Origin of the sequence: Garicola koreensis (genome assembly GCF_014195445.1) — a bacterium.
GTDB classification, from domain to species: Bacteria; Actinomycetota; Actinomycetes; order Actinomycetales; family Micrococcaceae; genus Nesterenkonia; species Nesterenkonia koreensis.
Window position 1 is genome coordinate 99985 of sequence record NZ_JACIBT010000001.1, and the last position, 13060, is coordinate 113044.

The window sequence follows — 13060 nt, forward strand, 5'->3', positions numbered from 1 at the left end:
CCGACGCGATGATCACGCGACGGAGGCGGCTCTGCGCAGTCACCGTTCCACGTCGAGTTGCGAAAACTCTACTAAAGAATCTATTGACCAACCCTGACAAACTCGAGTAGATTTCCTCACATGAAACACCGTGTCACGTCAAATCACTCGCAACGTCTTCCCCCCCCTCACTTGGAGGAGGGTATCAAGCACACCATCGCCGAAGTTGTTCTTGGTGAAATGACGCGCGAGGGCTCCTGTCAATGAGCGCTTTGAGCGTGATCGTGGTGGGCGCGGGGGCGATTGGTCGTCGACACATCAAGGCGGTGAGGCAAGCCGGCGACACCGTGACGGCGGTTGTTGACACGGACATTGTGGCAGCGCGTGAAGCGGCGAGACCGGCCGGGTCAGTGGCCCAGACGAGTCTCGCTAAGACTTTGGCGGATGAGGACGCGGATGTGGCTGTCATCGCTACTCCCTCCGGTCAGCACCTCGATCAGTCGGTACTTGCAGTGCGGGCTGGGCTCGATGTTCTTGTTGAGAAACCGCATCGGGTGCCCGGAGAAGTAGCGGCAGGTCTGCGAGCCTCGCTTGGGGGACGGCGCTACTTCGTGGCGATGACAACGCGACACTGGCCCGGCATCGAGGCCACAGCTCACGCGATAGCCGATGGCAGCTTGGGGCAGATTCTTACCTACACTGATCGAATGCACTTCCGGTTGGCGGAAACTGACTTGCCCCCGTGGTACTTCGACGCCACACTCAGTGGCGGCGGCGTCTTGCTGACCAACGGCGTGCATGCGATCGACCGGGCCCGAGCGTTGGTCGGACCCGGATTGGAGCTAGACGGGGCCCGGTTAGTCCGCGTATTTCCCAGCCACCGATGTGAAGATTCAGCTGAAATCCAATTGCGAAACCACACCGGTATCCCGGTGCATCTGAGTCTGCTTTGGTCTCCATACGCCTCCGGAAACACGGGGTTGACGGTCAATGGGACCCGCGGCAGCGCCGTCGTTCACATGGATGGCAGCTGGCAGCTGATAACGGGTCAGGAAGAACAATGCGGCCCTGCAATCGAGCCCGATGAGCCCTTTGCGCGGCAGTGGCAAGCCTTCAAGGCCAGTCGTTCCGGCTTCGACCTGGAGGATTTGGAGCCGACCCTCGGCTTAGTCGAACGGATTTATAGGAGATACACATATGCCTGACATCAGCATGCTCATATACCCTTGGGACATTGAGACCGACGGCGTCGACGAGGTGGTCGGGACGCTGTCCGAACTTGGCGTGACTGGACTTACAATCGCGGCGGCTTATCACTCTGCTGAGGTTCTTGCCCCCAGGCGTACCTCACGAGTCTTTACCCGAGCTGAACCTAACAGCGTTCATCTGCCATTGGCGCGCGACGCGTTCTCGGGTCTCTCCGTTCCGCCTTCTTCGATGGCGACAAACAGCCCTGACCTCTACCCAGAGCTGAAGGCGGCGACGGATGCAGCGGGTATTCGACTTGATGGATGGGTCGTGGCGTTGCATAACTCGCGGCTGGCCACACAGCACCCCGAATGTGCGATACTGAGCTGTTTCAACGATCGCTTCACCCATGGACTTTGTCCGAATAACCCCGCAGTTCGCAGGTATGTCAGCGAATTGTTTGGAGGAATCGCGGGCAGCGGACTCTTCGAACGCGTGCTGGCGGAGAGCATTTCATACCTACTGTATGGTCATGGGCATCCGCATGAACTATGGGGTGCGCGGCTAGACACGACAACGCGCTACCTCCTTTCACTTTGCTTCTGCGAGCACTGCGCCGAAAGCGGTGCCGAGCGAAATATTGACGTGGAGTCTCTCCGATCCAAGGTGGCCGCCGAGCTGACCCGCACTTGGAATCAGTCGTACCCCGCCGGAAGAGACCATGATGAGGGCCTTGAACTAGCATCTCTGCATGTCAATTGGCCAGATCTCGCTGCATATACGCGCATGCGTCTCGACACGGTGACCTCCTTGGCGGCTACGACTGCGCATGTCTGCCACAACGAGAGGGTCCATTTTGACTTGGGTGCTGCAGTGTGGGGGCGACCCAGCCCCCTCAACTGGCTAGAAGGCGTTGATATCAGTTCTTCATTTGATATTGCGGACAAGTTTATGTTGCAAAGCTATTACCCCAGAGGCGGGGAGGTAGCACGCGAAATCGACCATACGTTTGGTCTGGCTGCGGCCCGTGATCTGCCCATTGGCGAACTGGCCGTAGCAATGACTCTGTGGCCTGACCATCACAATACGAGGGAAGGGTTCCTTAGCAAAGTCAACCTCGTGCGCGATGCAGACATCAACACCCTGGCTCTGTATAACTACAGCACAGCCACGAGGGATACCTTGTCCTGGGTTGCTGACGCGGTCGCCGTGATGAAAGGAGAACGATGAGCAGGACCTAAACGAAACGCCAGCTTTGGTCGTAGACCCGACGGGACTCAGGACCGACCTTAGCTCCATGGTTCCCACATCGTTTGGCTGAGGCAGATCGTCGCCCACACTTCAAACTTTGATGATGAGGTCGCGCGGTTGTAGCTCACTCTTGACGAAGGCGCATTTGACGAAACATAGTTTCCGGTCAATATGGCGGCAAAGGAGCGACATTGGTTGATGCCTAATGTCAACAACAACTCGATAAGGATCTATTGTGGTACTAAACATGCGCAGGACTAAAAAAACTGTAATAGCAGCGATTATAGCGGCCTCATTTACATTAGTGGGTTGCTCCGGCGGTTCATCTGGGGGGTCACCCACGGGAGACAATCAGAATGCGTCAATACAAAACGAGACTGTGGTCGCGTTGCCAGAGGATATTGACAATTTTGATCCGCATACAAACCAACTCAACACCTACCTTTACGCCGTCCGTTCTCTAGTTTTCAACGGACTGGTTAGATATGATGCCAGTCTCAATATCGAACCAGATCTGGCTACGTTCGACGTCAACGCTGACGCCACGGTTTTCACTTTTGAAATCGACCCCGAGGCGGTTTTCCATGACGGAACTTCCGTTAATGCGGAGGCGGTCATCGCGTCGTTCGAGCGTGCTGCAGGGGAAGAGAACTCCATCTGGGCTCCGCGGCTTGCCGATGTTGCGAGCTACGAGAGTCCCGATGAGCATACGGTCGTGATCACACTCAATGACCCAAATGCGGCGTTCCTCGCAGGAATTGTTGATATATCGATTATTGCTCCTTCGAACTTCGAGGACGTCGACTCTGCCCCCGTAGGCTCGGGCCCCTACAAGTTTGTCTCCTGGGAAGCAAACCAGCAGATCGAATTGGAGCGCTTCGACAATCACTTCGGCGAGCCGTCGCCCACCGAAACTATTATCTACCGGCCTATCAGTGATCAACAGGTCGCTCTGAACAATCTTTACAGCGGGAGCATCGACATTATCGCCAGCGCATCGGTTAACACCCGCGCCCAAGTCGACACCGACCGGGCCGAGATCATACAGCCGGACGCATCCACTAGTCTGTCGCTCATCGAATTCAACTCTTCGGGTACGCTTGACGACCCTCAGGTTCGACGAGCTCTTGCTCATACGCTAGACAAGGAAGCGATCCAAGAGGTGGCATACGGCGGTGAGGGATCGCTGAGCTACAGCCCCTTTGCAGAGACCAGCTGGGCCTATACGAATGTTGAAGACTACGAGTACGATCTCCAGAGGGCCGAGGACCTACTAGCCGAGGCTGGCGCATCAGACCTCACGTTTACTCTCGAAGTACCGAGCGGATTCCCGGACGCGGAGCAGATCGCGCGAGTATGGCAAGCTTCGCTCGCCGAGGTCGGTGTCAGCATGACGCCAGAGATTAACGAGAGTTCCGTCTGGCTCGACGCCTATGTCTCACGTGACTACGACGCAACCTGGAACGTGTTCAACGTGGGTGGAGATCCGCACTCGTTCTTCGACGTCATTATGACGCCACACCTGGACGACGACTACGACAACCCGAGGATGAAAGAACTGATCGCTGAGGCAACAAGCACGTCAGATCAAGCCAAAAGAGCGGACATATATGCGGAACTGCAGCAGGTTCTTGTTGAGGAACTTCCCGTTATGGTCGTACAGTCGATCCCTGTCGCTTCGATTATCGCCGATGACGTGAGGGGCTATGAGATGAACCCGCTCGGATGGTCACTGCTCGATAATGTCGCAGTCGAGCAAGAATGAGGCGCGCTAGGAATGCCAGCAATAACGAGAACTTTTTTAGAGATCGCAAGACTCGTGTTCGTCCTGTGGCTGGTGTCCGTGTTGGCGTTCCTGGCTCTCCGCCTGACGCCTGGGGACCCTGCCGTGCTGCTGCTCGGGCCCCAAGCGGGACACGAAGATGCTGAGGCGTTGCTCGCCCAAGTACGGACGGAAATGGGGTTCGACCAGCCGTGGATAGTCCAGTACGGGATATGGATTGGCGACATACTGCGCGGTGATTTCGGTAACTCCAGCCGAAGTGGCGTTTCAGTCCTCTCGCTAATCGTCAATGCAGTCCCGCCCACGCTCTGGCTTGTCCTACTTTCAGTGATGGTGTCAGTGCCGCTCTCAATCGCCATTGGGATGTGGGCCGCGAGTCATCGAAACGGCGCGGTGGACCGTGGGGTGCGGGTCGTAACGACCATGTCGATCGCCATACCCGGTGTTTGGCTGGGGCTGATTCTAATCATCTTCTTTTCTGTGAATCTCGGTGTCCTGCCCTCAGGGGGGTACGTCTCTCCGCTCATCGACCCTGGCGGATTCATCAGGCACATGATATTGCCGGTGGCTACGCTCTCAGTGTTTCTGACGGGAGTGCTTACGCGCTTCGTTTATGCGGAAGGCTCGGACGTGCTTCGGCAGGACTATATGCGGACGGCGACAGCTATGGGGATTCCCCGGCGAACGAGAATATTTAGGTATGCAACAAGAAATGCAGTGCTTCCGATGATTACGATCGTTGGCGTCCAAATCGGTGTGTTGGTGGGAAATGCTGTACTAGTCGAAGCAGTATTTGGTATTGGCGGCCTTGGGCAATTGTTGCTCAGCAGCGTACTCAATCGTGACTATCAGGTCGTCCAGGGTGCGGTGCTAATCACCACTGTTGTCGTAGTGCTGGTTGGATTCCTGTCCGACATGGCGAACCGCCTTATAGACCCAAGGATTGCCAAATGATGCGGTGGTTAAAGGGAGTCGGGGTTGCCCGTCTTTTACTAATAGCGACAGGGATCTTGGTGCTCACGGTTGCCCTGTGGCCGGAATTGTTCGTGACGCATGATCCGACTGCGGTTGATTCGGACTCGATCCTGCAGTCCGCCTCATGGGAACATCCGTTGGGGACGGATGAAGCTGGTGCAGATGTGCTCGCACGACTCGTCCATGCGACCCAGCTCGAGGTCGTGATCGCGGCGGGCAGTGTCATAATTGCGCTTGTAATTGGCGTACCATCTGGATTGCTCGCCGGCAACAGTGGCAAGCTTATCGATGGTGGAATATCCAGCGGGGCTTCGGCCATTCTGGCCTTTCCAATGGTGCTTTTCGCGATCCTAGTAGTGTCGAGCTTTGGAACGACAGCTCTGACGCTGGTCGGTATTATTGGGTTTGTCTTCGCCCCGCGGGTATTTGTTCTCGTGCGTGCGCAAACAAAAGCGCTGAAAGAACGGGAGTTTGTGGTGGCAGCCCGGGTGACCGGAATCTCGCCGAGGCGTACAATGGCGCGTCATGTCCTTCCAAATATGGCAGGCCCGCTTTTCACCCTCATCCCGCAGCTGATGGCGGAAGCGCTCCTCATCGAGGCTGGCCTCAGCTTTTTGGGACTGGGAGTTCAACTCCCGGATTCAACCTGGGGGACCATTCTCGAGAGCTCGAAGGACTACTACGTCACGTCGCCCGGTTATGCGGTCGCAGCTGGTCTGACGATCACGATAGCGGCCGGACTTCTGATGGCCTCCGGAGAACTTGCTGCTGAGTCTTTCAATCCCCTGAAGAAGAGAAGGCAAAAATGAGCTACTTCGCGGTACGTGGCGGAATCGCCGTCGACGGCACCAGAACAGGGCCCATAGGATCCGTCGGTTTCGTTGCAGACGGTCGAGCGCAGTCTATGGCACGACCCGAAGAACCCTCAGGTTCGACGAACGGCGGTTTCAGAGGCTCTCTGATACCTCCTGGTTCCATCGACACTCCTACGAACTGCGACCTTGACTGCATTTGCTATCCGGACGCCGATACGCGTTCTGCAGGGTGTGCCACCGCAACGTGCTATGGGCCGACGTGCCGAACGAGACTCGTCCCGGAACAGTGCTGAGGAGGTTTACATGAACGAGCCACTTTTGGAGATAAAAGACCTAGTCGTTAATTATGGAAACGTACAGAATAAGCACCAGGTTGCGAATGCCGTTGATGGTGTTAATTTGACACTCCAGGCTGGAGAGACGCTTGGGTTAGTAGGTGAATCCGGATCCGGAAAGTCTTCCATCGCGCGATCAGTGGTGGGATTGACCAAGTGGTCAGGACAGATTGCTTTCGACGGATCAGATATGAATCAACTACGAGGCGGGGCGTTGCGTCGCGTTCGCCAGAATTTGCAAATGATCTTTCAGGATCCCTACGGAACGCTCGACCCGCGGATGCCAATTGGAAAGCAGATTGCGGAACCTTTGTTGGCGCACGGTTTCGTGCAGCGGGATCAGCTAAAAGTTCGAGTGAGTGAGTTGCTGGAGATGGTTGAGCTCGATGGCTCGGCGGCAGCCAACTATCCCCACCAGTTTTCTGGAGGTCAAAGACAACGAGTTGCTATTGCCCGTGCCATCGGACTCTCTCCTAAGCTCATCGTATGTGATGAACCGACGTCCGCCCTCGACGTATCCGTGCAGGCACAGATTCTGAAACTCCTTGACGGACTGCAACGAGACCACGGAATTGCATACCTCTTTATCGCGCACAACTTGGGAGTCGTGCGCCAAGTTTCTGATCGGGTCGCTGTCATGTATATGGGAAAGCTCGTCGAAACCGGCTCCGTTGAAGAGGTTTTCGACAATCCGCAACATTGGTACACCAAAGCGCTTCTGAATGCTGTACTTGAGCCTGAGCCGAGTTCTCGGCACAGGGGGCGTCGTAGACTGACAAAAATGAAAGATTCATCTGAAAATTCAGGAGGTGCGCGGTGACTAGCCCCCTGCTTGAAATTGAGAACCTCAATGTGGTATTTGGTTCATTACCGTATCCTGCAGTGGCTGATGTTAGCTTGGCCCTCGGCGCAGGAGCTCGAGTTGGCATCATCGGAGAATCCGGTTCCGGCAAGTCCGTCACCGCCATGTCGATTTTGCGATTGAACGACGAGCGCCAGATGGCCTACGGGCGGACGTCCCGGGTCGATTTCGAAGGCAAGAATATTCTCACGGCTAGTGCCGCCGAGTTGACGGAGATCCGGGGTAAACGGATCGCCATGATCTTTCAGGATCCCATGTCAACGTTAAACCCCCTTATCCGCGTGGGGCGCCAAATATTGGATGTGCTACTTACGCACAAACCTCTGCCGCGGGGCGAGGCTAAGGATAAAGTGATGTCCAGCCTCGATGCTGTCGGCATTCGGACGAGCGAAAGGGTCTTCAGTAGCTATCCTCACCAGTTGTCGGGAGGCATGCGTCAACGAGTTATGATTGCTATGGCCATTGCCTCGGAACCACAGCTACTTATTGCCGACGAGGCCACTTCAGCCTTGGACGTTACCGTTCAGGATGCCGTGCTTGACACGATCGAACAGCTGGCCGAAGAACGAGGGATGTCGGTGCTTATGATCACACATGACATGGGGGTCGCCGCCCGTTTTTGCGACGATGTGTACGTCATGAACAGAGGGGAGGTGGTTGAATCAGGCAGAATGGCCGACGTGATCATCGCCCCGGAACACTCCTACACGAAGAAGCTCCTCGCCTCCGTGCCGCGAGTTTACCCGCTCGATCGTGTGACCAACCAACCTAGGGCATGAGAATGTCCGTGACGATTTTGGCCGACAGGATGGTAATGGCCATAGCGGCACCCGGGCGAAGACTCAGTTGCCCGAGGCTGCCGGTCAGGTTGAGATCGAAGTGCCTCAGAACCGTGAGGACACCTACTCGCAGCAGATGGCGAACATGCATCGATGCCGGTTGACCTAGCCTGATGAGAGTCTTCTCACGGTCTATGCCAGGAGCCTGACCATCGGAGAGAGAGTTGCGCATTGCGACAAGCTCCATGATGTGCAAGCTCGCATCATCGTGGACTCTGAATCTCATCACTCCATGGACACGCGGTTGCGCGAGGACGTCGAATCCGCCACTGCCGAATGGGTAGTACCGCGAGCGGGTAACTGTGAGTTTTCCCCATCAGTGCTGGCCGGCCACGCACACGCCGAAGACGCCACAGCGGCAGCGCAGAGTGATCCGCCGCAGCGGCGGCGGCACCAGGGTGGGGACATGAGCAGCGACACCTTCTCGCCAGTATCGGCTCGCCGGCGCCGTGCCCCGTGGCCCAGCACGCAGACGGCGGAGAAGACCGTTCCCTTTGTGCCGGCCAAACCGCAGAAGGAAAAGCCTCAGCCGCAGCACGCACCTCAGCCGCAGCACGCACGCGGTCGCGCCACCGTTGCACCGAGCACCCGACGACGACGCCGAGGCGCCGAAGCTGCACCGCGTCTGCCCAAATCTCCGCGTGCGCGCAAGCCTCCGCGTGGCCCCAAACCTCCGCGCGTGCGCCGAAGGCTCAGACCCGGCGGTCTCTACCGGTGGGTGCGAAGGTTTCGAGTCCCGGTGGCACTGGTCCTGGGGCTGTGCGCGGCTGCAGCGGCGATGCTTGCTGCAGAGTCCTCCCAGGTGGAAACCACCACAGCCGTGCGAGTGACCGCACCGGTGGCAGCCGGTGATGTGCTCACTGCTGAGCTGCTGGAGGAGGCCGCAGTGGATGTGGAGGCCGTCCCGGCGGAGCATATCGGTGAGGCTGAGGAGTACGCAGGCCGCACGGCTGCGACGGCGCTGCCGACCGGTGCGCTGGTCCATCCAGCCCAGATGGTGGGACCCGGGCTGCTGCAGGGACACGGACCCGAGACCGTCGCAGTGCCTGTCCGACCCTCTGATGCGTCGATGATTGGGCTGCTCTCCCCGGGTCAGCACGTTGATGTGACTGCCTCATCCGACGCCCCCGAATCCGAGGGCGGCACACAGCGCGTCGCCGAGTCAGCCCCGGTGCTGTGGATTCCGCAGGGGGAGTCGGAGAACTGGCTCGGCGCGGCCGAGCAGGCCAGGCAGGTGGTGATCCTCGCGGTGGACTCCGCCACAGCGGCTGCGATCGCGGAGGCAAGTCACCAGAGTCGGCTGCACCTGAGCCTGGTCAGCGAACCGCAGACGTAGCTGCCAGCAGTCAGCTGGAGCTGGTGGAGGAGGACTCCTTGGTGGAGCTGGCCTTGGTGGAGCTGGCAGAGTCCGAACCCTTGGCGCCATCAGACCCCGATGATCCCTTGGATTCTGATGAGCCGTTCGAGCTTGTCGAGCTGGACGCAGGTGTTGAGTTGGAGCTCTTGCGTGAGTCGGTCCGGTAGAAGCCCGAACCCTTGAACGTCACACCGACGTTGCCGAACTTCTTCCGCAGCAGCCCGGAGCACTGTGGGCATTCGGTCAGCGCATCCTCGCTGAAGGACTGAAAAATATCAAAGGCGTGCCCGCACTCTTTGCAGGCGTACGCATAGGTAGGCATAGGGCTCCTCACCAACGGCTTAGCACTCGAAAGGTCTGAGTGCCAATTCTATACTGATTCATCGTGCTCTCCTGACAGGGTGATCATCCCCTCGGGAGTCACCGCCCGGTGCACCCGCAGATCATGGTCCTCCACGGCGAAGCTACCCGGTCTCAGCACCTCCTCGGCGTGGAGCACAGCCAGAAGCTCCGCACGCTGCACCAGCTCAGAATGCTCAGCGAAGAGCGTGTCGTAGAACCCCCCGCCCTGGCCCAAGCGCGCCCCGGCAGCATCCACTGCCAGGGCGGGGACGAGCACTGTGAGGCCGGTGTGCGCCGCCAGCTGCAGAAGTTCGGTGGTGGTGGTTCGCACACCGACCGGCTCCATGACCGGAAACAGGGTGCTGCGTCGCAGCTGGACGGTGCTGGTCCACTGTGCCCACGCGAGCCGGCGGGTGCCGGCGTCGATGATCACCGGCACAAAGACCCGGCCCCCGCGACGAATATGCTCGCCCAGCAGCGGCAGCACGTCCGGCTCACCCCGCATGGGCATGTACCCCACTACCACCGATTCTGCGCCGATCTGCTCACCGAGCACCGCAGCGAGTCGCTGAGCGCGTGCGGCGATCTCCGCCCGGCTCAGCGCAGCGCGTTGGGCGCGATGGCGGCGTCGTACTTCTGCCTTGGGTTCCACCCACGGCCTCCGATCAGACCCAGGACTGCAGCCACATGCGCAGCTGCCACTGATCGTAGGGGATGAGCTCCGCGGTCCACACCGGCCAGAAGAACACGGAGACCGCCACCGCCAGCAGCACGAAGCACAGCACCAGCACCGTGTTGCGCTGCCGGGCGCTGAGGATCTGGGCGGCGGTGCGCGGCACTGAGCGCCGATGCCGTGCCCCGGTGCCGATACCCAGCACTGCCGCCGCCACCGCGGTCAGCGCCAGGATCACGAAGGGATGAAAACCGATGGTGTAGAAGAAGAACATCGTCCGATCGGGAAAGAGCAGCCACACCAACCATCCAGCCACGTACCCGGCCAGGATCGCCCCGCAGCGCCAATCGCGGCGACCCAGCCACAGCAGCACAACGACGATCAGTGCCACCGCCGCGGCCCACCAGATCAGCGGATTGGCGAGGTCCAGAACGGCCGAGGAGCAGGAATCAACCGCGCAGACCTCGTTGGTGTGCTCATACTCCTCCCCGCGGCTGAGGCCCTGGTAGTGCATCGAGACCGGACGGCCCATAAACAGCCAGGTCCACGGTCCGGAGGCGTATTCGTGGCCATCAGCGAGGCCAGTGTGGAAATCGGTGGCAGAGGCGTGGTAGTTCCACAGCGAGCGCAGCGGCCCCGGCACCAGCACGCCGAGCCCCTCGGCGGGGTTGTCCTGGTGCCACATCCGACCCCACCCGCCCGTGGTGAACAGCCAGCCGCTCCAGGAGATCAGGTACGTCACGGCGGCCGCCGGAAGCACGGTGATGACCGCCGGCAGCCCAGAGCGCAGCAGCCCGGACCGCACCCACCGGCGTACCCCCACCAGCCGACGGGCCTGCAGGTCCCAGAGCACCACCAGGATGCCGAAGACTGCGAAGAACGCCAGTGCCGACAGCTTCACCGCCACCGCACACCCCAGCAGCACTGCTGCGGCCAGCTGCCAGGGCCGCCACCACAGCACTGGGCCGCAGCGCTCAGCAGCAGCATCAGCAGAGTGGGCCGCCGCCCAGCTGGCCAGACGACGTCGCGAACTGTAGCGATCCATCACCACGGCGCCGAAGGCCGCCAGCACGAACATCATCAGGAAGATGTCCAGCAGCGCCACCCGCGACATCACCAGGTGATGACCCTCAACAGCGGTGAGCACCCCGGCGACACCTCCGAGGAACACCGAACGGAACATGCGTTGGGCGATCAGGGCCACCAGCAGCACACCCACCACTCCGGCCACGGCGGCGGAGAACCGCCACCCCAACGCCGTCTCGGTGCCGAAGAGCCGGATCCCCACTGCGATGAGCCACTTGCCCAGCGGCGGGTGCACCACATAGGAGGGCTCATCGGTGACCTGCGGGTTTCCGGCCAGGAAGTCGCCGTCGGCCTCCTCGGGCCAGGTCAGTTCGTAGCCGGCCTGCAGCAGCGCGTAGGCGTCCTTGGCGTAGTAGGTCTCATCGAAGATCAGCTGATGGGGGTTGCCGATGCCGGTGAATCGCAGGGCTGCGGCGAAGGCTGCCACCACTGCCGGCACCAGCCACCCCCAGATGCCGGGGGAGAACCGGTGAGCGCTGAGCCGGTTCTCCAACCATCGCTGATGAGCTGTGCGCGCGCTTGACGAGGGTTCCGTGGGTGCCTGCGCAGGGGTGGGTTCGGCGTCGTCGGCCTGGGGTCCGGTCACAGCGGCGCTCATCCTGGGTATCCTACTGAGGATGAGCCGTGAGGAAGAGCCTGACCCGCTGTGGGAATCACCAATCGTGCTGGCGGCGACCCCGATCGGCAATCTCGCAGACGCCACTGACCGGCTGAAGCAGCTCATCAGCACCGCAGACATCATCGCCTGCGAAGACACCCGGCGCACCCGCCACCTGATCCACGCCCTGGGCCTGAGCACCGCAGCCCGGTTGGTGAGCCTGCATGAGCACAATGAGGCCTCCCGCGCCGCGCAGCTGGTGGAGCAGGCTGAAACCGGCGCCCGGGTGCTGGTGGTCTCCGACGCAGGAATGCCCGCCGTCTCCGATCCGGGGTTCCGGATCGCGGCAGCCGCCATCGGTGCGGACATCGGCCTCACCGTGGCCCCCGGAGCCTCGGCGGTCACCACTGCTCTGGCAGTCTCCGGGCTGGGCACCGACCGCTTCACCTTTGCCGGATTCATCCCGCGCAAGCAGAGTGAGCGCGCCGGTCTGGTCGAACGGCTGCGCACTGAAGAGTGGACCACTGTGCTGTTCGACTCACCGCGGCGGATCGCGGAGAACGTCGCCGAGCTCGCCGCCGCCCTGGGGGAGAACCGGCAGGCGGCGGTGGCCCGGGAGCTGACCAAGAAGTTTGAAGAGGTGCTCCGCGGAAGCCTGGGCGAACTCGCCGCCGAGCTCACCCAGCGGTCTGAGGCCGGGCTGAAGGGGGAGTTCGTGCTGGTGCTCGCCGGGACATCTGCCGGCGACCGTCCCGGGGAGCCGACGCCCACGGCGGAAGAGCTGGCAGGGACCGTCCTGGAGCGGGCCGCCGCCGGAGAGCGGCTCAAGGCCGCGGCCAAAGACGTCGGCGCCGCACACCGGGTGCCGGCCAGTGAACTCTACGACGCCGCCGTCGCGCTGCGCCGTCGTCGGGAGCCTTAGGGTGTGAACCCGCCGCCGTCGACCGCTGGTGGGCGTTACGTGCCGCAATGATCCG

General features: G+C 60.4%; 13 protein-coding genes. 9 read left to right on the forward strand and 4 right to left on the reverse strand.

Going from position 1 to position 13060, the window contains the following annotated elements; all coding sequences use genetic code 11:
* Nucleotides 1-242 precede the first annotated feature (242 nt).
* From FHX47_RS00495 to FHX47_RS00525, 7 genes are all read left to right on the forward strand, one after another.
* Nucleotides 243-1184 (forward strand): Gfo/Idh/MocA family protein, encoded by a 942-nt coding sequence (locus FHX47_RS00495; protein ID WP_183356951.1) that lies wholly within the window; start codon nucleotides 243-245, stop codon nucleotides 1182-1184.
* Nucleotides 1177-2397 (forward strand): hypothetical protein, encoded by a 1221-nt coding sequence (locus tag FHX47_RS00500; RefSeq protein WP_183356952.1) that lies wholly within the window; start codon nucleotides 1177-1179, stop codon nucleotides 2395-2397. The genes FHX47_RS00495 and FHX47_RS00500 overlap by 8 nt, the downstream gene beginning before the upstream one ends.
* Before the next feature lie 256 nt (nucleotides 2398-2653).
* Nucleotides 2654-4183 (forward strand): ABC transporter substrate-binding protein, encoded by a 1530-nt coding sequence (locus FHX47_RS00505; RefSeq protein WP_183356953.1) that lies wholly within the window; start codon nucleotides 2654-2656, stop codon nucleotides 4181-4183.
* A 12-nt stretch (nucleotides 4184-4195) separates the two neighbouring features.
* Nucleotides 4196-5155, forward strand: a complete 960-nt coding sequence (locus tag FHX47_RS00510; RefSeq protein ID WP_183356954.1) for an ABC transporter permease — start codon at nucleotides 4196-4198, stop codon at nucleotides 5153-5155.
* 59 nt (nucleotides 5156-5214) lie between these two features.
* Nucleotides 5215-5985: an ABC transporter permease subunit gene (locus tag FHX47_RS00515; protein ID WP_183356955.1), complete on the forward strand. Its 771-nt coding sequence runs from the start codon at nucleotides 5215-5217 to the stop codon at nucleotides 5983-5985.
* 309 nt (nucleotides 5986-6294) lie between these two features.
* On the forward strand, nucleotides 6295-7146 hold the full coding sequence (locus tag FHX47_RS00520; protein WP_183356956.1) for an ATP-binding cassette domain-containing protein: 852 nt from the start codon (nucleotides 6295-6297) through the stop codon (nucleotides 7144-7146).
* Nucleotides 7143-7967 (forward strand): ATP-binding cassette domain-containing protein, encoded by an 825-nt coding sequence (locus tag FHX47_RS00525; protein ID WP_183356957.1) that lies wholly within the window; start codon nucleotides 7143-7145, stop codon nucleotides 7965-7967. The genes FHX47_RS00520 and FHX47_RS00525 overlap by 4 nt, the downstream gene beginning before the upstream one ends.
* Here the strand turns inward: FHX47_RS00525 and FHX47_RS00530 are convergent.
* A complete protein-coding gene (locus FHX47_RS00530; protein ID WP_183356958.1) occupies nucleotides 7957-8214 on the reverse strand; it encodes a hypothetical protein in 258 nt (85 codons plus the stop codon). The two genes, FHX47_RS00525 and FHX47_RS00530, sit on opposite strands and share 11 nt — an antisense overlap.
* 45 nt (nucleotides 8215-8259) lie before the next feature.
* Here FHX47_RS00530 and FHX47_RS00535 point away from each other — a divergent pair, with 45 nt between their 5' ends.
* Nucleotides 8260-9363 (forward strand): RcpC/CpaB family pilus assembly protein, encoded by a 1104-nt coding sequence (locus FHX47_RS00535; protein WP_183356959.1) that lies wholly within the window; start codon nucleotides 8260-8262, stop codon nucleotides 9361-9363.
* 10 nt (nucleotides 9364-9373) lie between these two features.
* On the opposite strand, the gene FHX47_RS00540 is transcribed toward FHX47_RS00535, so the two are convergent.
* Genes FHX47_RS00540 through FHX47_RS00550 form a run of 3 tightly spaced genes read right to left on the reverse strand, consistent with a single transcriptional unit; the run spans nucleotide 9374 to nucleotide 12083 of the window.
* On the reverse strand, nucleotides 9374-9706 hold the full coding sequence (locus FHX47_RS00540; protein WP_183356960.1) for an FmdB family zinc ribbon protein: 333 nt from the start codon (nucleotides 9704-9706) through the stop codon (nucleotides 9374-9376).
* Nucleotides 9707-9754: 48 nt separating this feature from the next.
* The gene (locus FHX47_RS00545) at nucleotides 9755-10378 is read right to left on the reverse strand and encodes a 5-formyltetrahydrofolate cyclo-ligase (protein WP_183356961.1); all 624 of its coding nucleotides are present in this window, start codon (nucleotides 10376-10378) and stop codon (nucleotides 9755-9757) included.
* A gap of 13 nt (nucleotides 10379-10391) precedes the next feature.
* Nucleotides 10392-12083, reverse strand: a complete 1692-nt coding sequence (locus FHX47_RS00550) for a dolichyl-phosphate-mannose--protein mannosyltransferase (RefSeq protein WP_183356962.1) — start codon at nucleotides 12081-12083, stop codon at nucleotides 10392-10394.
* 19 nt (nucleotides 12084-12102) lie between these two features.
* On the opposite strand from FHX47_RS00550, the gene rsmI reads away from it, so the two are divergent.
* Nucleotides 12103-13005, forward strand: coding sequence for a 16S rRNA (cytidine(1402)-2'-O)-methyltransferase (gene rsmI, locus FHX47_RS00555; protein ID WP_183356963.1), 903 nt, complete (start codon nucleotides 12103-12105; stop codon nucleotides 13003-13005).
* Nucleotides 13006-13060 lie beyond the last annotated feature (55 nt).